16 protein-coding genes are annotated in these 20,960 nt (G+C 28.9%); 10 read left to right on the top strand and 6 right to left on the bottom strand.

Going from position 1 to position 20,960, the window contains the following annotated elements; translation table 4 throughout:
• Positions 1–242 (bottom strand): transposase (locus P695_RS06090; protein WP_211227790.1); only part of this gene is annotated, 242 nt, incomplete at its 3' end.
• Between the two features lie 289 nt (positions 243–531).
• Here P695_RS06090 and P695_RS05420 point away from each other — a divergent pair.
• The 4 genes from P695_RS05420 (at position 532) to P695_RS0102430 (ending at position 5,989) form a co-directional block, all read left to right on the top strand.
• A complete protein-coding gene (locus tag P695_RS05420) occupies positions 532–1,686 on the top strand; it encodes a sulfite exporter TauE/SafE family protein (protein WP_240005803.1) in 1,155 nt (384 codons plus the stop codon).
• A gap of 1 nt (position 1,687) precedes the next feature.
• Complete coding sequence (locus P695_RS0102440) at positions 1,688–2,875, top strand: glycine C-acetyltransferase (protein ID WP_028126699.1); 1,188 nt, start codon at positions 1,688–1,690, stop codon at positions 2,873–2,875.
• Positions 2,876–2,897: 22 nt separating this feature from the next.
• A complete protein-coding gene (locus P695_RS0102435) occupies positions 2,898–3,866 on the top strand; it encodes an NAD-dependent epimerase/dehydratase family protein (RefSeq protein ID WP_028126698.1) in 969 nt (322 codons plus the stop codon).
• A gap of 260 nt (positions 3,867–4,126) precedes the next feature.
• Positions 4,127–5,989, top strand: a complete 1,863-nt coding sequence (locus tag P695_RS0102430) for a lipoprotein (protein WP_028126697.1) — start codon at positions 4,127–4,129, stop codon at positions 5,987–5,989.
• A 48-nt stretch (positions 5,990–6,037) separates the two neighbouring features.
• On the opposite strand, the gene P695_RS0102425 is transcribed toward P695_RS0102430, so the two are convergent.
• Positions 6,038–6,991, bottom strand: coding sequence for a rod shape-determining protein (locus P695_RS0102425; protein WP_028126696.1), 954 nt, complete (start codon positions 6,989–6,991; stop codon positions 6,038–6,040).
• Positions 6,992–7,056: 65 nt separating this feature from the next.
• On the opposite strand from P695_RS0102425, the gene rnmV reads away from it, so the two are divergent.
• Positions 7,057–7,587, top strand: a complete 531-nt coding sequence (gene rnmV, locus P695_RS0102420) for a ribonuclease M5 (RefSeq protein WP_028126695.1) — start codon at positions 7,057–7,059, stop codon at positions 7,585–7,587.
• Between the two features lie 42 nt (positions 7,588–7,629).
• Here the strand turns inward: rnmV and P695_RS05870 are convergent, their stop codons facing one another.
• Positions 7,630–8,556 carry an ABC transporter permease gene (locus P695_RS05870; protein WP_051437343.1) on the bottom strand — a complete coding sequence of 309 codons (927 nt, stop codon included), beginning with the start codon at positions 8,554–8,556 and terminating at the stop codon, positions 7,630–7,632.
• The gene (locus P695_RS05410) at positions 8,556–9,269 is read right to left on the bottom strand and encodes an ABC transporter ATP-binding protein (protein WP_035026284.1); all 714 of its coding nucleotides are present in this window, start codon (positions 9,267–9,269) and stop codon (positions 8,556–8,558) included. Before P695_RS05410 ends, P695_RS05870 begins: the two co-directional genes overlap by 1 nt.
• A 183-nt stretch (positions 9,270–9,452) precedes the next feature.
• Here P695_RS05410 and rsmA point away from each other — a divergent pair, with 183 nt between their 5' ends.
• The 3 genes from rsmA (at position 9,453) to gyrA (ending at position 14,940) form a co-directional block, all read left to right on the top strand.
• A complete protein-coding gene (gene rsmA / locus P695_RS0102405; RefSeq protein ID WP_035026282.1) occupies positions 9,453–10,262 on the top strand; it encodes a 16S rRNA (adenine(1518)-N(6)/adenine(1519)-N(6))-dimethyltransferase RsmA in 810 nt (269 codons plus the stop codon).
• Between the two features lie 248 nt (positions 10,263–10,510).
• A complete protein-coding gene (gyrB, locus tag P695_RS0102400; protein ID WP_028126693.1) occupies positions 10,511–12,436 on the top strand; it encodes a DNA topoisomerase (ATP-hydrolyzing) subunit B in 1,926 nt (641 codons plus the stop codon).
• Between the two features lie 71 nt (positions 12,437–12,507).
• Complete coding sequence (gene gyrA / locus P695_RS0102395) at positions 12,508–14,940, top strand: DNA gyrase subunit A (RefSeq protein WP_420855367.1); 2,433 nt, start codon at positions 12,508–12,510, stop codon at positions 14,938–14,940.
• 86 nt (positions 14,941–15,026) lie between these two features.
• Here the strand turns inward: gyrA and P695_RS0102390 are convergent, their stop codons facing one another.
• Together P695_RS0102390 and tpx are read right to left on the bottom strand one after the other, a co-directional pair.
• Positions 15,027–15,557, bottom strand: coding sequence for a phosphoribosyltransferase (locus P695_RS0102390; RefSeq protein ID WP_028126691.1), 531 nt, complete (start codon positions 15,555–15,557; stop codon positions 15,027–15,029).
• A 219-nt stretch (positions 15,558–15,776) separates the two neighbouring features.
• Positions 15,777–16,280, bottom strand: a complete 504-nt coding sequence (gene tpx, locus P695_RS0102385; RefSeq protein WP_028126690.1) for a thiol peroxidase — start codon at positions 16,278–16,280, stop codon at positions 15,777–15,779.
• A gap of 443 nt (positions 16,281–16,723) precedes the next feature.
• On the opposite strand from tpx, the gene P695_RS0102380 reads away from it, so the two are divergent.
• Together P695_RS0102380 and serS are read left to right on the top strand one after the other, a co-directional pair.
• Complete coding sequence (locus P695_RS0102380) at positions 16,724–18,157, top strand: hypothetical protein (protein ID WP_028126689.1); 1,434 nt, start codon at positions 16,724–16,726, stop codon at positions 18,155–18,157.
• Positions 18,158–18,324: 167 nt separating this feature from the next.
• Positions 18,325–19,590 carry a serine--tRNA ligase gene (gene serS / locus P695_RS0102375; protein WP_028126688.1) on the top strand — a complete coding sequence of 422 codons (1,266 nt, stop codon included), beginning with the start codon at positions 18,325–18,327 and terminating at the stop codon, positions 19,588–19,590.
• Positions 19,591–20,960 lie beyond the last annotated feature (1,370 nt).

Genomic DNA, 20,960 nt, shown 5'->3' with positions numbered 1-20,960 from the left:
AAAATTGTTTTAGAACTTGTGCCATTTCGATAGTTGTTTTCATCTGTCTTGCGGTTATATTTTTCATACCCTAAATAGGCATCCATTTCAGTATTTAAAGCCCTTTCAACAATTCTTTTTGTTAGCTTTTTAAATAGCCCATCTTCATTAAAAATTTTTGAAAAATCTTTTCATTTTCAAGTATTAGGTCTAGACCTTGTTCGAAAGAATCTTTTGGTTGTTTTTTCATGTGTTATCTCCATTCTTCATTATTAACTTACTACAAAGTTAATCGTGTGTTTTGGAATTTACACAAAATTCTTTACAGACCCTTTATAGAAGAAAAAGATTATATTTTTTACATAATCTGCATATTTAACACACACTAATCTATTTTTTTTGAATAAAAAACATATTTAATAATTTGTAAATTTTGGATTTTTTCCATTTTAATGACCTTTTTTCATTTTTTCACTTTAAAAGGAATATTATAAAAATGCAAGGATTTTTGAAAATCTATTTTTTGAAAATCCTTCAAAAGAAAAGGAAAAAATGAAGTCTTTAAATTTTTTAAAAAAAATGAAAAATAAAGCAACTCCAAATAATAATTTAACAATCCAAAATGATTATCGAAAAAGACTATTTAAGTGATTAATGTTCTTGATTTCAGCATTAGTTGCAACAAGCTTAGCTTTAATAATTAATTATTTTGTGCTTAAAACAAGCGATGAACGAGTGAATATTTTCACTAAAAAAGAAAGTATTTTTGCTTTTGTGATCATGATTGTGCTATTGGTTTTAGCTATTAGTTTTAGTGTTGTTTATTTTATTTCATCTTCAAAAATCAAATATAACGATGAAGATGTGAACAAAAGAAACGTTTTAATTACAGGATTCACAGCTGGATTCACCGACACTATTTCAGTTGGTTCATTTGGAATTGCAACCGCAATTTTAAAAGGGACAAAAACCATCAAAGATGATAGTAAGTTACCCGGAACATTAAACGTTGGTTTTGCTTTAAGTGGAACACTTGAAGCAGCCTTATTTGTCAGTGCTATTGAAGTTGATGTTGCCACATTAGTTATTCTATTAATGGCAATTCTTGTTGGAACATTTATTGGTTCAGCTTTAGTTGCGAGAATCAAAGATCCAAAAGTGGTGAAAGTTTTTATGGGAGTGATTTTATTTGTTGTAGCAATTATGATGATTTTATCTCACCCACAAATCGGTGTTATTGGTGACAAAACTGCCGGAACTAACACACTAATGGAAAGCACATGAAGAATTATTGTTGGAACAATAATCTTCTTCTTCTTAGGAATGGTGCAATCGTTTGGGATTGGGTTATTTGCCCCAGCTTTAGCGAGTTTATCATTCTTAGGATTAAAAATGGAAGCAATCTTCCCAATTATGTCATGTGGTTCAGCTTTAAGTATGATGCCAGCAGCATTTAATTTTGTGAGAAAAAAACAATATATGCAATTAACTGCAAGTATTATTCAAATTACTTCAGTCTTTGGTTTAATTGTCGCATTTTTAATTGTTTTTGTTGGGATTAAACAAGCATTAGGTGAACACGGAGACTTCTTATTTAATGCCATTTTAAAATGGTTAGGAATTGCGGTAATTTTCTATGTATCAATTACAATGTTGGTTGAATATTACAAAATTATTAAGCAAGAAAAATTAGAAAAGAGATGTTAATATGGATTTATATAAAAGAATAAAAGAAGAGTTAGAACAAGCTAAGAAAAATAAAGTTTATAACAATATTAAAATACTTGAAAGCAAACAAAGTGACATGATTAAAGTTGATAGTAAAAATTTCATCAACATGTGTTCAAACAATTATCTTGGTTATGCTAGTGATCCATTAGTCATTAAAGCAGTTAAAAAATCAATTAAAAAATATGGGGTTGGGCCTGGTGCTGTCAGAACTATTTCAGGAAGTTTTGATATTCATGATGAATTTGAAAAAAGACTTGCTCAATTCAAAGGTTTTGAAGCAACATTGGTTGTGCAAAGTGGTTTTCAAGCTAATACAGGTTTAATACCAACAATTACAACTGTTGATGATTTAATTATTTCAGATCAATTAAATCATGCTTCAATTATTGATGGAGTGCGTTTGTCAAAAGCCCAAAGAACAGTTTTTAAACATCTGGATATGGAAGATTTAGAAGCGGTTTTAAAAGAAAATAGACCTAATATCAAAGGCAATATTTTCATTATTACTGATGGAGTATTTTCAATGGATGGCGATATTGCCCCATTAGATAAAATTAATGTTCTTGCTAAAAAATACAAAGCATATACTATTGTTGATGATGCTCATGGTGAAGGTGTAATTGGTCCTCAAGGAAGAGGGTCTGTTGCTTACTTTGGTTTAGAAGGACAAATTGACATCGAAACCGGAACAATGTCAAAAGCATTTGGTTTAGTCGGTGGTTTTATTAGTGGTAAAAAAGAATTGATTGAATACTTGAAACAAAATTCAAGAGTCTTTAAATTCTCATCATCACTACCGCAACAATTTGCTGAAGCTGGTTTAGCAGTGCTTAATCAACTAGAAAAAGATGATTCAAGATTGAAAAAACTTTGAGAAAATACCAAATATTTACAAAATAAATTTATCGAAAACGGTTTTTCAATCGGAACAACCCAAACTCCAATCACCCCATTAATGGTTGGTGATGAAGCAACTGCAACAGAATTAACCAAAATATTATTTAAAAATAACATTTTGGTGTCACCAATTATTTATCCAACTGTTCCAAAAGGGAAAGCGCGTATTCGCTTAATGTTATCTTCGTTGCACACCAAACAAGAGTTGGACAAAGTTTTTGATATCATCTCAACAGAATATCGAAAAATAATTAAAAAACAAAAATAATAAATAAATAAAAAGGAAAAATATGAAAAAAGTTTTAATAACTGGTTCATTAGGACAAATTGGTTCTGAACTAGTTGAAAGATTAAGAAAAGATTTAGGAAATGATAATGTCATTGCCACAGATATCAGAAAATTAGATGGTAATCCAGTTTGCACAGAGGGAATTTTTGAAATTCTTGATGTGATGAATTATGATAACTTTTTAGCAATTGCTAAAAAATATCACGTTGATACTGTTATTCATTTAGCTGCTTTACTTTCAGCAACTGCTGAAAAAAATCCAAAATTTGGTTGAGATCTAAATATGGGTGGTTTAATGAATGCGCTAGATGTAGCCAAAGAATTAAAAACAAAATTCTTTGCCCCATCTTCAATTGCGGCCTATGGACCTGATGCTAACCCAAACCACACTCCACAAGACACAGTGATGCATCCAACAACAATGTATGGGGTAACTAAAGTGGCGGGAGAACTGCTAGCAAATTATTACCACACAAGATATGGTGTTGATTCACGTTCTGTGCGCTTCCCTGGTTTGATTTCTTATAAATCAGAACCAGGTGGAGGGACATCTGATTATAATGTTGATATGTTTTATCAAGCTTTATTAAAAGGAAGTTATGAATGTTACTTAGCAGAAGGAACAAAAATGGATATGATGTATATGGATGATGCGATTGATGCCATCATTAATTTATTAAATGCTGACCCTAAAAAATTAGTCCACAGAAACTCATTTAACATTACAGCCTTTTCATTAGCTCCTGAAGAACTATTTGCTGCAATTAAAAAACATATCCCTGACTTTAAATTAAGTTATAAAATCGATCCAGTTAAACAAGCAATTGCTGATTCTTGACCAAATAGTATTGATGATTCAGATGCTAAAAAAGAATGAGGATTTAAACCTGAATTTGATGTTGATAAAATGACTAAAGAAATGTTGGTCAAACTAACTGAAAAATTTAAAAAAGAAGGTAAATTAAAATAATAATTACCCCCAATCACCAAAAACACCACGATTGTGGTGTTTTTAGTTTAAGAAAGAAAAAAAATAAAATTGAGTTTTTATTTTGGAAACCATTATATGCTTCTTTTTTAATTTATTTCAAAAAAGAAGTAAGAAACCCAGTTGAATAAAATTTTTCTAAATTTTGATGCCTTTTTCCAAAAAAATATGTTGCTTTTCCTTATTTATATTGATATTCATTAAGTAATGGTTCTAAAACCATTAATCAATTGGAGGAATTTATGAAAAAATTATTGATTCTATTAGGGAGTATTGGAATTGTTAGTAGCAGTGTGGCAACAGTTGTTGCTTGTAACAAAAATACGGCTAATGAAAATACAAAAGACAAAGTTCAAGAACTAAAAAATGCTATTTCCAAAGCAGAAGCAATTATTAAGGGGAAAGAACAAAGTAGTCCACTACAAGTGGATAGTCGAGCATTAAAAACTTTAATTGAAGAATTGAAAAAAATTAATGATGTTGCTCAAGCAACTCAAGGTTTAATTCAATTACAAGAAGCTCTTGATAGTTATCTAGCGATGTTTGAACCTGGTTCTATCCCATCAATAAAATATGGAATTACTGAAACTTTAAATCAAATGAAAGAGGATAAACCACTTTTAATTGATACGGATACAGCATTAAACAAGCAACCAACAAATAAGTATACAAATCAATTATCAAGCAGACAAAATAGTGCATCATCAATAGTGGCTACAACCACTATTGATGATGTAATTAAAAATGCAATTACAACACTTTTAAAAAACAAAGTACAAAAGTTAGATGTTACTAAATTAAACATCACAACAAAAAATAACGAATTTGCTCAAATTAATAACCAAAACCAAATTGAATTCGGGAAGATTGATGTAGATGTTACATATAATAATGAAAATGTTTCAGCTAGCGGTTGGAAGATTAGTTATGCTTCTGAATTCTTAAAACAAAGTAAGGATTTAATTCACCAATGAGATCAAGGTGTAAAAATGGAAGCATCAAAAATTAAATTACCAACTTCACTTCCATTTGTTGGTGGTTCAGAAATTGGTAAAGTTCTTGAGACACTTGGTCCCGCTATCAATAGTTTAGTACCATCAAAGATTCCTACAGTTTTTGATGATAATGATCCTGATTATAAAAAAATAGACGGATTATTAAAAATGTTAAATAAGCTACCACACGATATTTTAAATAAAGAAATTAAATTTGAAAAAGAAATGATTCAAGACACGCCAGTTGGGAAGGCTAACATAAAAATAGTTGTTAAAACAAAGGCTCTAGATTTAATTAAAAGTTTAATCCCAACAATTATCAATTTTAAAAATTTTGTAAGCAATCAAACTAATAAAGACTTAGTTACAAATTTATTTAAATATTTAACAATTAAACCACAATCTTATAACGATGATGGCTATGGTGAATTGTTTGAGAACATTAAAAATAATAAGGGCCAAAAAGTTGAGTTTAAATCTAATCTAGAAGGAATTTTATTTAATTTATTAGAAATATGAAAAGATAAAAATGGCAAACAAATGACTGAAGGACAACCAATAAAATTTAGTTTTGGTTTGGGTCTTGGCAACCAAAATCCAGCCGAGCATATGGTTAATCTTGCTTATGTTGCTAAGAAAATCGGTGATGTTGAATATCAAGCTTTAAGTAAATTGATAAATCCAGCAGAATTACTTAATATCATTTTTGGTTTAGCCTCAATCAAAGAGGATAACACAATAACTATAAAAATATTTGATCTTGTTCCTGTTCCACTTCCAATTGGTGAATTACTTAAAGATAGTTTAATTAAAATGATTTTAACAATGAATACTGATCCAGATTTTGATAAACATGTTGATCTGAAAATAAATAAATTTGCAAGTGAAATCCAAGTGGAAACTCCTGACCAAAAATGAGTAGTAATGGATCAAAGTAATTTACAAACCGCTACTGGTGTTAAATTTGTGGTCAAATCAGTTTCATATACTTTAACAGATAAAAACGGTTCTCACAAAATTGAAAAAACAATCGTTAATAACAATGATAAATTTGTATTCGAATTTATCATGAAACTTGATGGTTCATTTTTAAAACCCCAAGCAAAATAACTAAATAATATTTTTAAAATTCATCACAAAAAACGTGATGAATTTTCTTTATTTAATTTTTAATAACCCAAAGAGAATTGCATCATTGGTAGCATTAGATATTTTTACTGGTCAAGTAAAAAAATCTTCAAAAAAGAATTTAACCCCAATAATTTTACCAAGGGTTCCGACCACCATCATTCCATTTTTAGTAATTCCAGTAGAAATGTAAAATGGTAAAGTTTCTAATAGTTTAATAATTGCACTACGGTAGTAATTAAATAAATTAATAAAGAGTTTTCTAATTGAAGAATCACTAACTAGTATTTTTTTCTTTTCTTTGGTTGCAACATCAATTCCAGTAATTACAATCTCTAATTCGTCTTTCAGTTTGGCAACACTACCAATTGTGTATTTTATTTTTTCAAGAGTTTCGCTATTGATAATAATATCTTTCTTTTCTTTAAAATAAGCTTTTATTTTTTCATCTAATAAATTTTCTCCATAAGGAAGATATTTAGAAGAAATAATCTCACCATTAGCAAAAATAGTAATTGTGGCACAACATTTTTGAATTTCAAAAATAATCTGTCCATACTCATCATTAATATCAATGTTTGCCCCAATTGCAACAAGCTTAGCACTATTTTCAAAACGAATACTTTTTGGTTGGTAAAACCCGACAATGTCTTCATATTGAGCTAACACTTCATCATTTTCATTAGTCTTCGCAATAATGACCTCAGCATCTCTTAATTCATCTTTTATTTCTGTAAATAAAAGATGAATTAAACTATGAAAAACTTTTAAATTTTCAATTTGCCCTTTTTCTAATGGATTTATAATATTTAATTTAGGTTGTAGTTTATCTCTTAGTCCTAAAACGTCAGCTCCATACAAAACAATTTTTTCTTCTTTTTCATTCCATAAGACTAAACTTTTTTCATCAATTAAGACTCCATGATCACTTGAAACAACTCTAATATAACTTTCACTAAAAACTATCCCGATTCTTTTATTCATTTTAAAACCTCTATGTATTTAAATTATAATTTAATATATTAAGAATACAAAAAGGATAGAAAAAGATGATCAAACAAATTATTGTTGTGGAAGGTAAAACAGATACCCAAAAACTTAAACAAGTTTTTGGACCAGATATTGAAACGATCGAAACTAATGGTTTGGCTTTAAATAATGAAACACTAACTTTAATTAATCAAATTAATCAAACTCGTGGCATCATCATTTTTACTGATCCAGATGGTCCTGGTAAAAAAATCAGAGAAAGCATCATTAATGCTATTGATGGTAATGTTTTAAATGCTTTTATTGTTAAAGATGATATTATTAAAAACTCTAAAAAAATCGGACTAGCCGAAGCTAGTGATCAAGCAATTAAAAAAGCATTAGATCAATTAATTACCATTAATTATCAAAACCAACAAGCTTTAACTTGAGATGAATATTTAAATAATGATTTTTTTATCAAAGAAAACAGAATCAAAATTGCAACCAACTTAAATTGAAGTGACCAATTAAGTTCAAAATCATTATTTAAATGATTGAATTGAGCAAATTTAAATGTTCAAGATATTCAAAACATAATTGCCAATTAATTGAATTGGAGGAATAAAAAAAGGCAATCGCCTTTTTGTTCATTAAATTCTAAAATCTTTTCTTTTAAACATTCAACTACCACCAAAAATAATTGCTGATGTTAATCCGATGAACATAAATGGTGATGTTATTAAAAACCCTTTATTTGGAGCAAGATGATTAGATAAAATCAATGTGAATGTTCTTGAGTCAACAGTTCAAACTTTTACAATTGTTTTATGATTTGCATCAAAAGCTAAACTAGAAGGTGTTAATGAAAGTGGTGAAAAATATTTGGCATTTTTTAAAAATTCAAAACCAGATAGGTCATAAATCATAGTCATTAATCATGTGACAAAAATATAAAACACAATTATTGAAGTAATTATTATTGCTAAAAAACTTTTTTCAGACAATCATAAATTAATGCATATAAACACAATGCCTATAAAATAGATGAATAATAAAAATAAGAAACCATCCATAACAACACCACCAAGATGTTGTTCAGCATCATATGCAGTTGAAGATGTGATTATCGCAATTAAGAACGAAGGAATAAATACAATTGTTATAAGAATAAAAATGAATCCTATTTTAGACATAAAAATTTGATTTCTAGATGCTTGTGAAGTCAATCAACTTGATACTTGTCCTCGGTGAATTTCTTTGTTAAAAACAATACTAATTAATGTTAATAAAAAGATTGAAAAAAACACAACACCTGGTCCGCCAAATAAACCATTTCTTAAAAAGTTACTAATCGACATAAGTGGTCCACTACCATGTGAAGACTCTGAAGCATCTTCTAAAATACCAGTCCCAATTAACGCAATTTGCTGCCCAAACTTACCAATACTTATTGGCACAACAACCAAAATCAAAGAAAGAATTGTTCAAAAAATTAAGAAGAATAACAAAAGTTTTCAATAAATTTTAAAATGAGTTGATAAAACCTTAGCTCTTTTTACATTAAAACTCTTTTTCATTATAAAATACTCCCTTTGCTATAGATAGTTTTAAACTTGTTATCAATTTCTTGAATGTTTTGAACATCTTTATTTTCTAAGTTAAATTCCTCAATTAATCTTCCGTCTTTAATAAAACAAACGCGATCACAAAGCTTCACAATTTCTTCAAAAATGTGTGAGCAAATAATCACTGTTGTGTTTGAAACTTCACGAAGTTTCAAAATTAATTCATTAAATTGTTCTTTCATCATTGGGTCCAAACCAGAAGTTGGTTCATCTAAAACTAAAAATTTTGGTTTGTTCATTGTCGCAACAATGATTGCAATTTTTTGTTTCATTCCCTTTGACATTTTTTTAATTTTTCGAGATGTATCGATTTCAAAATGTTGAATCAACTTATCAATAAAATCTCAATCATCAACACTTCTTAATCCAGCCATTAATTTAATGTATTTTTCCCCAGTTAAATTTTCAAACAAAGAAATTTCACCAGCAACATACCCCGTGAACTCCATAATTTTTTGAGCATCTTTTTGTGGATTAAGTCCATTAATAGAAATTTCTCCTTTATCAGAATAAATAAATCCTAGAATTTGTCTAATCAAAGTAGTTTTACCAGCACCATTCGGTCCTAGAATTCCATAAATTTCATTATCTTTAACTTCTACATTGATGTCAAAATTACCAATGTTAGTTCCATATCTTTTTGTTAAATTTGTTATTTTTATCATTTATTTTTTAAAAACCTTTCCCTTTAACAATATCAACTTACAAAAAAAAACAAATTTTCAAAATGGTTGCCATTTTAATACTTTGTTTAAATTTAGAAGTTTCTGATTAAAAAGAATAGAATATTAATAGTAAAAATTTAATTAGATAAAAATTACAAAACAATAAGAACAAGAGGCATATCAATGGAAATACAAGCAAAGAAAAAATTTGGTCAAAACTTTATTAGTGATCCAAACTTAATTAATCGAATTGTTGATTTAATTCCTAATGATCCAAATAGTTTAGTGATTGAAATTGGTCCTGGAACTGGTGCTTTAACAAAATTATTAGTTCAAAAATTTAATAAAGTTATTGCAATTGAAATTGATGAAGACTTAATCCCAATTTTAAATCGTGATATTAATAGTCCAAATTTTAAGATTGTAAATCAAGATGTCTTAACAATTGATTTTCAATCATTGATTGAAAATGAAAAAGAAAATCCTCAGCAAAATGTTTATCTAATATCTAATATGCCTTATTACATTACAAGTGAAATTTTGTTTAGAACTTTTGAGGCAAGTAAACAAATGAAAAAAGCTATTTTTATGATGCAAAAAGAAGTAGCAACCAGACTAATTGCTCATGAAAATGAAAATAACTATAACAACTTATCAGTTGCAGCTGATTTTTATGCTGATAAAAAATATGAATTTACTGTGAATAAAAATAAATTTAAACCAATTCCTAAGGTTGACTCAGCAATTGTCTCATTGACTTTTTGAGATAAATATCAAAATAAGTTAAATGGTGATGATCAAGAGTTTATTGGCTTTGTTAGAAAATTATTTAATAATCGAAGAAAAACAATTCTTAATAATTTAACAAATATCACCAACAACAAAGAAGTAAGTAAAAATATTTTAGACCAAGCAAAGATTAAAGAAAGTCTAAGACCAGAAAATATTTCCACTCAAGAGTACATCAATTTATTCAAAATTTTCAAAGGATAAGCTTTAAAAATTTTGAAACGAGAAATTATAAGTTTTTTCGCAAAACTAAAGCTAAAAATAGGGGTAAAAAAATTAATTATTTTAAAATTAAGCAAAAAATCCTATATATTCGTGCTTTTTACCTTTTTAATATACTCACACACCACCCCCGTCACAATGCTAAATAGTGCCCTTATTTATCAAAAAAAGAGTATAATTAATATATTGAATAATTATGAAATATATTTTCATTGAGAAAAGAGGAAATAATGTCTGAACAAAACAAAGACTATAGTTCTGATTCGATTAAAGTTTTAAAAGGGCTTGAAGCGGTTAGAAAAAGACCGGGGATGTACATTGGTTCAACATCAAAAACAGGACTTCACCACTTAGTTTGAGAAATACTTGATAACTCAATTGATGAAGTAATGGCGGGATATGCACAACATGTTAAAGTAACAATTACTAAAGAAAATGAAATTGTTGTCCAAGATGATGGACGTGGAATTCCGGTAGGAATTAACCAAGACACAGGACGTCCAGCTGTTGAATTAGTTTTCACTCAATTACATGCTGGGGGAAAATTTGACTCAGATTCATATAAAGTTTCTGGAGGACTTCACGGAGTTGGAGCTTCTGTTGTTAATGCCTTAAGTTTATATGTTGATGTTGTTATTGAACGTGAAGGTAAAAAATTTCACATGTTATTTAGTGATGGGGGAACTGCTCAAACTGAATTAGCCATTATTGGTGAATCAAATAAAACTGGAACAACTGTCCGTTTTAAACCAGATCCAGAAATCTTTAAAGAAACAGTTACTTTTGATTACACAACAATTAGAAACAAAGTTAAACAATTAGCATATTTAAATAAAGGACTAAAAATTTCATTAAATGATGAAAGAATTAATAAGTCTGTTGATTTTCATTTCCCGAACGGAATTGTTGATTACATCCGTGAAGAAAACGAAACCAAAGCTAAAATTAACCCAACTATTTTTTATGTTGATGGGAAAGAAGCTGGAGATGAGGGTGATATTGAAGTTGAAATCGCTTTACAATACAACTCTGAATATAATGAAAACTTAATTACCTTTGTTAATAATATTAATACTCATGAAGGTGGAGCTCATGAAGATGGGCTAAGACAAGCACTAGTGAGAATTATTAATCGTTATGCTGAAAAAGTGGCACAACAAAATAAACAACCACAAAAATTTTCTTGAGATGATATTAAAGAAGGAATGATTTGTATTCTTTCAATCCGTCATACTGACCCACAATTTGAAGGTCAAACAAAAACTAAATTAGCCAACCCAGATGCGAAGCGTGTTGTTGATGCAATTTTAGGAAAAAGTTTTGAAGAATTCTTATTTGAAAATCCGAATGACGCCAAAGCAATTCTAGATAAAAACGTTAATGCTCAAAAAGCAAGAATTGCTGCCCAAAGAGCTCGTGAAGAAACACGTCGAAAAGGTGCTTTAGACACATTCTCACTACCAGGGAAATTAGCTGATTGTGAATCAAATGATTCATCAATTTCAGAACTATATCTTGTCGAAGGGGATTCTGCTGGAGGAAGTGCAAAAACTGGACGTAACCGTCATTTCCAAGCTATTCTTCCACTACGTGGGAAAGTGTTAAATGTGGAACGAGTTCAAGAAGTAAGAGCATTTGCTAACACGGAGATTAAGTCAATTGTGACTGCGGTTGGAACAGGAATTAAAGAAGATATTGATTTAAGTAAAATCCGTTATGGCAAAATTGTTATTATGACTGATGCCGATGTTGATGGTGCTCACATTAGAACTTTATTATTAACCTTCTTTTACCGTTATATGAAACAACTTGTTCAGAATGGAAATATTTATATTGCTCAACCACCTTTATTTAAAATTGAAGCTGGTAAAAAAGTGGCTTATGCTTATTCTGACCAAGAACTAGAAGAATTAAAAAATGGTGATTTTAGCGGACAAAGATTTACTATCCAACGTTACAAAGGACTTGGAGAAATGGATCCAATGCAATTATGAGAAACAACCATGGATCCAGAGCGTCGTACCATGCTACAAATTTCATTAGAAGATGCTGCAGTGGCAAATGAAGTGTTTAGTGATTTAATGGGTGAAGATCCAGAACTAAGAAAAAATTTCATTCAAGAGAATGCTGAATTTGTAGAAAATATAGATTTTTAGAAAGGGTATAAGAACAAATGAGTGATAAAGAAAAAGGTGTTTTAGAACATAATCACGGAACAATCAAACCAATGGATATTGCGACAGAAGTTCGTAAAGACTTCTTGGAATATGCGATGAGTGTGATTGTTTCGCGTGCCCTTCCTGATTTAAAAGATGGTTTAAAACCAGTACACCGCCGTATTATTTATGCGATGAATGATTTAGGAATTACTGCTGAAAAACCACATAAAAAATCAGCCCGTATTGTTGGGGAAGTAATTGGTAAGTATCACCCCCATGGTGATAGTGCTGTTTATGAATCAATGGTGCGTATGGCCCAAGAATTTTCATACCGTTATCCATTAGTTGATGGACATGGTAACTTTGGTTCAATTGATGGTGATGGGGCAGCGGCGATGCGTTATACTGAAGCGCGTTTAGCAAAAGTTGCAAACTACATCACAAAAGATATTGATATGGATACTGTTCCTTTTGTTGATAACTATGATGCTAGTGAAATTGAACCAGCTTATTTAACTGGATATTTCCCTAACTTGTTAGCGAATGGAGTCATGGGAATTGCTGTTGGGATGGCAACATCAATTCCACCACACAACTTAAATGAACTTGTTTCAGCAATTAATGCTTATATTGAAAACAACGATATTACAGTTGATGAAATTTTAGATAATCATATTATTGGTCCAGATTTTCCAACTGGAGCGTTAATGACTAATGGGGAAAGAATGCGCATTGGATATCGCACCGGACGAGGTGGGGTAACAATTCGTGCTCGTGTGCAAATTGAAGAAGATACTAAACGCTCACGTTTAATTATTTCTGAAATTCCTTACTTAACTAACAAATCAAAAATTATTGAAAAAATTGCTGAGTTAGTTAAAGATAAAGTGATTGAAGGAATTTCAGATATTCGCGATCAATCAAACTATGAAGGAATTCGTATTGTTATTGATTTAAAGCGTGATTCAAATCCTGATGTGGTTTTATCAAAATTATATAAATTTACAGGCTTACAATCATCATTTTCAATCAACTTACTTTCCCTACATAATAACATTCCAGTTTTATTAGATTTAAAATCAATTATTAAAAACTATGTTGAATTTCAAATTAATGTGATTATTAAACGTTCTGTTTTTGAAAAAAACAAATTAGAAAAACGTCACCATATTTTAGAAGCATTACATGTTGCTTTAGACAACATTGATGAAATTGTTTCAATCATTCGTAACTCAAAAACCAGCGACGAAGCTAAAGAAAAAATGACTTCACGATTTGGTTTTGACGATGAACAAAACAAAGCGATTTTAGATATGCGTTTACAACGTTTGGTTGGGTTAGAACGTGATAAAATTCAAGATGAAATGAGTCAAATCCAAGAACGCATTACTTATTTAACCCAATTAATTAATGATAAAGATGAACAAAACAAAGTTCTAAAAAATCAATTAGCTGAAATTGCTGCTAAATTTGGTGATGCTCGTCGAACTGAACCAATTCCCGAATCTGTAATGAGTATTGAAGATGAATCATTGATTCCTGATGTGAAAATGATGATTTTATTATCTCAAGAAGGATATATTCGTCGTGTTGATCCTGAAGAATTTAGAATCCAAAAACGTGGTGGGCGCGGAGTGAGTGTTAACTCAACAACAACTGACCCAATTGTGATTGCCACAATGGGTAAAATGCGTGATTGAGTACTTTTCTTTACTAATTCAGGTAAAGTATTTAGAACAAAAGCATATAACATTCGTCAATACTCACGTTCAACTCGTGGATTACCAATTGTTAACTTCTTAAATGGTTTAACTAAAGAAGATAAAATTACTGCGATTCTGCCATTAAAAAATGCAAAAGCAAAAATGAATTATCTAACTTTCATTACTGAAAAAGGAATGATTAAGCGAACAGATATTTCAATGTTTGACCGCATTAACCAAAACGGAAAAATTGCTATCAATTTACGTGAAAACGATCAATTAGTTACTGTTATTCCAACAACTGGAGAAGATACTGTGATGATTGCTAATCGTTCTGGAAAAGTGATTCGCATTGATGAAAAAATTGTCCGCCCATTATCGAGAGCTGCTGCTGGAGTTCGTGGTATTAAATTAGAACCTGATGATCATGTTGTTGGAGCTGTCTCATCATTTGGTGTTGAAAACGTTACAACAATTTCATCAAAAGGAAGTTTCAAGAAAACAAGTTTAGATGAATACCGTATTTCTGGACGTAATGGTAAAGGAATCAAGGTGATGAACATCAACGAGAAAACAGGAAAATTCTCATCAATCATCGCTGCTCGTGAAACTGATTTAATTTGTATTATTTCAAGTGATGGTAACTTAATTAAAGTTAAAGTTGCTGACATTCCGAACTTAGGTAGATCAGCTGCTGGAGTTCGCGGAATTCGTTTAAGTGGTGATAACGAAATTAATGCCGTGACTTTACAATATCGTAAAAACGGTGAAGAAAACTTCGACTTCGAAGAAGATTAAAAAAATCTCCAAATCTTTAATGATTGATGTCATTAAGATTTGGAGATTTTTTATTTAGTTTAGATAGAACTGTTTATTATTTATTATTAGTCTTCGATTGTATAAATATTTTCAAGTTGACGGTATGAATCGTTGTAATCTAATCCAAACCCAACAACAAATTTATTTGGTATTTTAAATAGTGACTCATATGGATATTTAAAATCTGGGTGAGTTCCTTCTTTATCTAATAAAGTAATCATACGAATACTTCTTGGACTTCAAAAAGTTATTTCCTCATAAACTGCAGTTAAAGTAAAGCCTGTATCAATCAAGTCTTCAATAACGATTACGTCTTGACCAGTAATGATTGGCTTAGTAATTTTCTTTTGGAAAATTACACCTTTGTTAAAGTTTAGGTTAGTGTAATGTGATACTGATATTATGTCGACATTAACTTTCATGTTTAGTTGTTTTAATAAACTAGCATAAAAGAAAAGCCCTCCGTTCATTACACAAATCACAGTTAGTTCTTTACCTTTATATTTGGTGTTTAAACTATCTGCTAGTTCTCTTATTTTGTCTCGTAACTGTTTTTTTGTAATTAACAATTCCAATTTGTCTCTGAATTTCATCATTTTTTTGAAATTTCTCCTTTATTCTTGAAAAATAATAAACCATAAAAAAAAATTAATTCAAGAAAAGTTCATTTTTTTAAAAAATATTTTCAAAATTTGGTTTTTAGGAAAATTTTCCATTAATTTTTCTTAAAAAATTCATTTTCTTAAAAAATCCACCAATTAAAAAAGCATTTTACTTTGGGTAAAATGCTTAATAAGTTCATTTTTAATCAACAATTATTTTAATGTTTTTAAAAATTTATTAACATCATCATAATCTGGTTCATTTTTAGCAGTGGGGTTAACAATTTGTTGATAAATCACTTTGTTGTTTTTATCTAAAACCATCACAACTCTCGCTAACAATTGAATAAATTCCACAGCTAAACCGGTTTTGTTACCAAAGTCGCGATCAAAAGCATCAGAAAGTAAAATGTGATTTGGTTTTAAGAAAGAACCACAAACTCTTGTTTGAGCGAATGGTAAATCTCTTGTGATTGTAATAAATTGAATATTTGGGTAACTATCAACCTCTTCATTGAATTTTTCTGTTTGTAAAAAGCAAACACGTGTATCAATACTTGGTGCTGAAGAAATTAATTTATATTCTTTTTTAACGTCACTTAAGTTAAATTTACTTAAATCTTGGTTTGCTGCTTTGAAATTAGGCATTACATCACCTAATTTAATATGTTTTTCTGATATTAAAGTAAAAATATCATCTTTTAAACTTTTGCTCATATATTACTCCTTTGTTTTGATTATAAAGCAAGTGTAATCAGATAAGTGATTATTTAAAAAAATAAACTTTTCTTACTTGAAAAGTTATTTTTAAATTGCTTGTTCAACTTGTATGGCTCCTTGGTTAAAAAAGCAACGCATCACTTTAATTCTATTGAAAAATGAGATTAAATATTTAATTTTTCAGCATTTTTTTAAATTTTAATTAAGAATTGCAATGTTTTGGTAGGAAAAATTTAAAAAAATACAAAATTTATTTTATGTGTGAATAAAAAAAAGTAAAATATTGCCCAAGGTTTTAATACAGTCGAATGTGGTAACTTAAGTTTACCTATTGATAGTAACAATCGAAAGAATCGTTATTGTATAAAAGTAAATTTACATGATGTTTTGCTAGTATTTTAAATCTTTTTAAAACTCAATATATAAAGAAGGATATATGTATGAAAAAAACAAATCTATTATTGTTATTAGGTGGAGTTGGTGTATCAGCTGTCGCTGTTACAGCGATTGTGACACCAATCATGGTAACAAAAAAGGCAAATGACGATGTCTTAAAACAATTAAAAGAAACACAACACCAATTAGAATTACTCAAAAGTAATAAGAATGAGAGTATCAACCATAATCAAGGTTCAATTCCCAAATCAAATCAAAACCCAACAAGCATGGATGAAATAAACAAAATAATCCAACAGCATGAAGAAAAGTTAAAACAAATAGCTGAAGATATTGTGGAACTAACTTTAGCGCCAAAACAACAAATCGAAAAAACTATCGATGAATTAATGAAAGCATTTAGTGTTGAAAATCTCGTTGACTTACAAGTAAAAGCTAAAGAACATCAAGATAAGATTGGGATGGTCAAAACATTTGGAAAGATACTTAATATTAAAGAAGAGTTAGCTGACAAAGTAATCAAAATTTTTAAGATAGTCGTAGAATCAAATTCATTAACTAAAGATAATCTTGTTAATGATATTGTTAAAGTTAAACTTACAAAAAGAGAAATCAAAACTATTCTTGATTTAGTTCCAATGATAAAAACTTTATTACCAGGTAAAACAGAAGAACAACCCAATGCAAGTGATAAAGATAAAATAAATAGTTCAAGCAAAAATAATAACGTTCAATCAAATGATAAAAAATTAAAAAAAATAATTAATGATTTAATGAGTACATTTGATGTTAAGGATGTTAAACAATTACAAGATAAATTAAATGAATATTCATCTTTATTGGGGCTAGTAGAAAGTATGGGGCCAATACTTTTAAAAATCAGTCCTGAAGTAGCAAAAAATGTTTCTAAAATAATAAAAGTAATTCAAAATTTAAAAATTTTGACAATTGATGAATTAGTTAAAGATGTTGTGGGATTGAAACTTTCTGATGCAGAAGTTCAAAATATGTTAGCTGCAATTCCAAATATTCAAAAATTCTTTTCAAAAGATAAAGGAGAAACACCAACAACAACAGAAGAAACCAACAAAGGATTAAAAGAATTTGTTGAATTTTGATGAAATGAACAAAATAGCAAAATAAAAGAATTTAACTTATTCAAACCCGAATTTGCTGAAAAAATTAATGCAGGTGAGGGTCTTGAAAAAAACATTACTAAAAAATTTGAAGGGACTACAATTGATGAAAAGGATTTAAAGAACATTATCAAAATTACTCAAAAAATGATTGAACCAACAATTAAAACACTTAAGGATTTTGAAACCTTAAAAGATGATTTCAAAGATATTGATCTAAATGCATTGATAAATAAAATGAATGATGCTTTGGCAGAAAAATCTATTAGTGAAATGAATGATCAAGTTATTCCCAATAACGATCAATCTCAAGCAGTAGCAGTTCAAGAGAGTCATTTTTAAAATTAAATAAATAAATCCAAAAATAAACAATCAGTTAAAAATATTGAACCCATTTTAGATTCCCAAATCAAAAATGGGTTTTTTATATCATCTTACCCCTGAGATTCATCGAGCAACAATATTTTTTTAACTTTATTAAGGTAAAATAAAATGAAAGGAGAAAAATCATGTTAGATATTAATTTTATTGAAGAAAACCAAAAAGATGTGGAAAAAAGATTAAACCATCGAGGAAATGATTTTTCCAAAGATCTTAAATTTGTTGTTGAAAAAAACAAAAGAAGAAAAGAAATTTTAGTTGAAGTTGAAAAATTAAAAGCAACTAAGAACCAATTATCAAAAGAAATTGGGTTTTTAATTCGTGACCAAAAAAATGGCGAAATTGAACAAATCAAAAATAAAATTGTACAAATGGATGTGCAAATTGTCGAATTAGATGAAGAATTAAAAATTGTTGTTAAAGAAATGAATGATGTTTTAGCTGGCATTCCTAATTTACCAGATGAATCAGTTGTGGTTGGGGCTGATGAAAATGATAATGTTGAAGTTAGAAAATCAAGCCATCCTAATTTATCAACCCAAGCTGAACCACATTGAGAAATTGCAACCAAATTACAACTTGTTGATTTTGAATTAGGTCCTAAATTATCTGGATCAAGATTTCTGGTTTATACAGGTTTAGGTTCTAAACTTGTGCGGGTAATTGCTGATATTCTTTTAACAAGACACACAAACCACGGTTATAAAGAATTCTTTTTACCAGTTATCGTTAATGCTGAAGCAATGTATGGAACTGGACAATTACCAAAATTTGAAGAAGATGCTTATAAAACCGGTGACCAATATTTAATCCCAACAGCTGAAGTTCCATTAACAAACATTCATGCTAATGAAATTATTGATGGAAATAAACTGCCTTTAAATTACACATCTTTCACACAATGTTTTCGCCAAGAAGCCGGAAGTGCTGGACGTGATACTAAAGGAATGATTCGTCTACACCAATTCAACAAAGTAGAATTGGTGAAATTCGCTAAACCAGAAGAATCAATGAATGAATTAGAAAAATTAGTCATTGATGCTGAAGCTATTTTAAAACTCTTTGACTTACCATACCGAGTAATTCAATTATGTACTGGAGATATGGGTTTCTCATCATTAAAAACTTATGATTTAGAAGTTTGATTCCCATCACAAAATAAATATCGTGAAATCTCATCATGTTCAAATTGCGGTGATTTCCAAGCTCGTAATATGATGGCTAGATATAAAGATGAAAATAACAAAACACAATATGTACACACCTTAAATGGTAGTGGGTTAGCAATTGATCGTTTGATTGCGGCCATTATGGAAAACTATTGAGATGGTGAAAAACTAAACTTACCACCAGTTCTTCAACCGTACTTCAATAACCAAAAATTTATTAAGTAGTAATGTATGAAAAACAACTATTAAAAAATTAGGCTTTACAACCTAATTTTTTATATGTTTTAATCTTGTGTAACTCACATTAATTTAATACTCAAATCTAAGTAATTGTTTATCTTATAGTTAAAATACTTGGTTTTTGATTTGGTTTTTGATTTGGTTTTTGATTGGTTTATTTTGATAGCAATCACCATTTAACCGTTATGTTATGCGGGTTTTAGTGATTTAAACTTGGTTTTTGATTATCTTGGTGGTTATAAGAGTAATCATATAAATGAATCAGAAAAACTGAAACAAAAGTTCAATTTACTTATTTTTTGATCATAAATAATGAGTGATAATTATCATTAAATTAAACCCCTGAATTAAACCCTAAAATCTAAATAATGAATTAATATGCATTCTTACTTTAGAGATCGAATATCTTTACTAGCAATCTTTTAAACACAGTAAACAATCAATAATAAAGAATAAGTGTAAATTGACACCAACTCTTTGTATTTCAAATACGAATTTAAAGGCTTAAATGACGATTAAGGTGGGTTGGAGTAGATAGTTTGGATTTATAACACTTAAACTCTGATATCATTTAACAAATATCATTAATTAAATTAAGTATGAAAAATTGAGGGTAAATAAATGAATCGTCTCTTGGCTTAGTCATATAATAATAGCTATAGAATTGAGCACAAATTAGTTACAGTTATTTATCTAGTTTAATTTTTGAAATATTAAGATTATAAAAAAACATCTTTATTATAAGTATGCAGAATTAAATTTAAAACTTATTGAATTAATTTTTGATTGATTTTTGATTGGTTTCTTTTGATATTAATCACCATTTAACCCTTATTTTATGGTGATTTTTATGGTTTTAGATTGGTTTCTAATTGGTTTTTGGTTTTAGAATTAATTACTCAATAAATTAAGTAAAAATTGAAAAATTACAAAACGAATTTACCTATTTTAATTTTCTTTTTTTAGCTATTTTAAGAAGTAACAGAATAAGTTTTAGATCAGCACCAAAGCTAAATCAGTAATCAAAAACCAATCGAAAATTAACTCATTTAAGAAACTAATATTCATATCCACACAATTCGCAAATCTTCAAAACTTTAACAATATCACCAATAAGACCGAATTGTTGTAATTGAAATATAGTTTTAAGCCACTAAATATAGGAAAACTAGTTTATAAACACCAAGTTAGCAATTAAGACTCATTTTAAAAGCTCTTAAGTACATCACATTAACACAAAAACATTCCTATAAACAAGGTCTTAATAATAGTGTTTTTAGAATAATAACCAGTAAAAGATAATGGATGAATCCAACACTACATCTAATAAATTAATGCTTTAAAAACTTTTACAG

The sequence above is a fragment of the Williamsoniiplasma lucivorax ATCC 49196 genome (genome assembly GCF_000518285.1).
Lineage (GTDB): Bacteria > Bacillota_I > Bacilli_A > Mycoplasmatales > Mycoplasmataceae > Williamsoniiplasma > Williamsoniiplasma lucivorax.
This window is presented reverse-complemented; position numbering and strand designations above follow the sequence as displayed.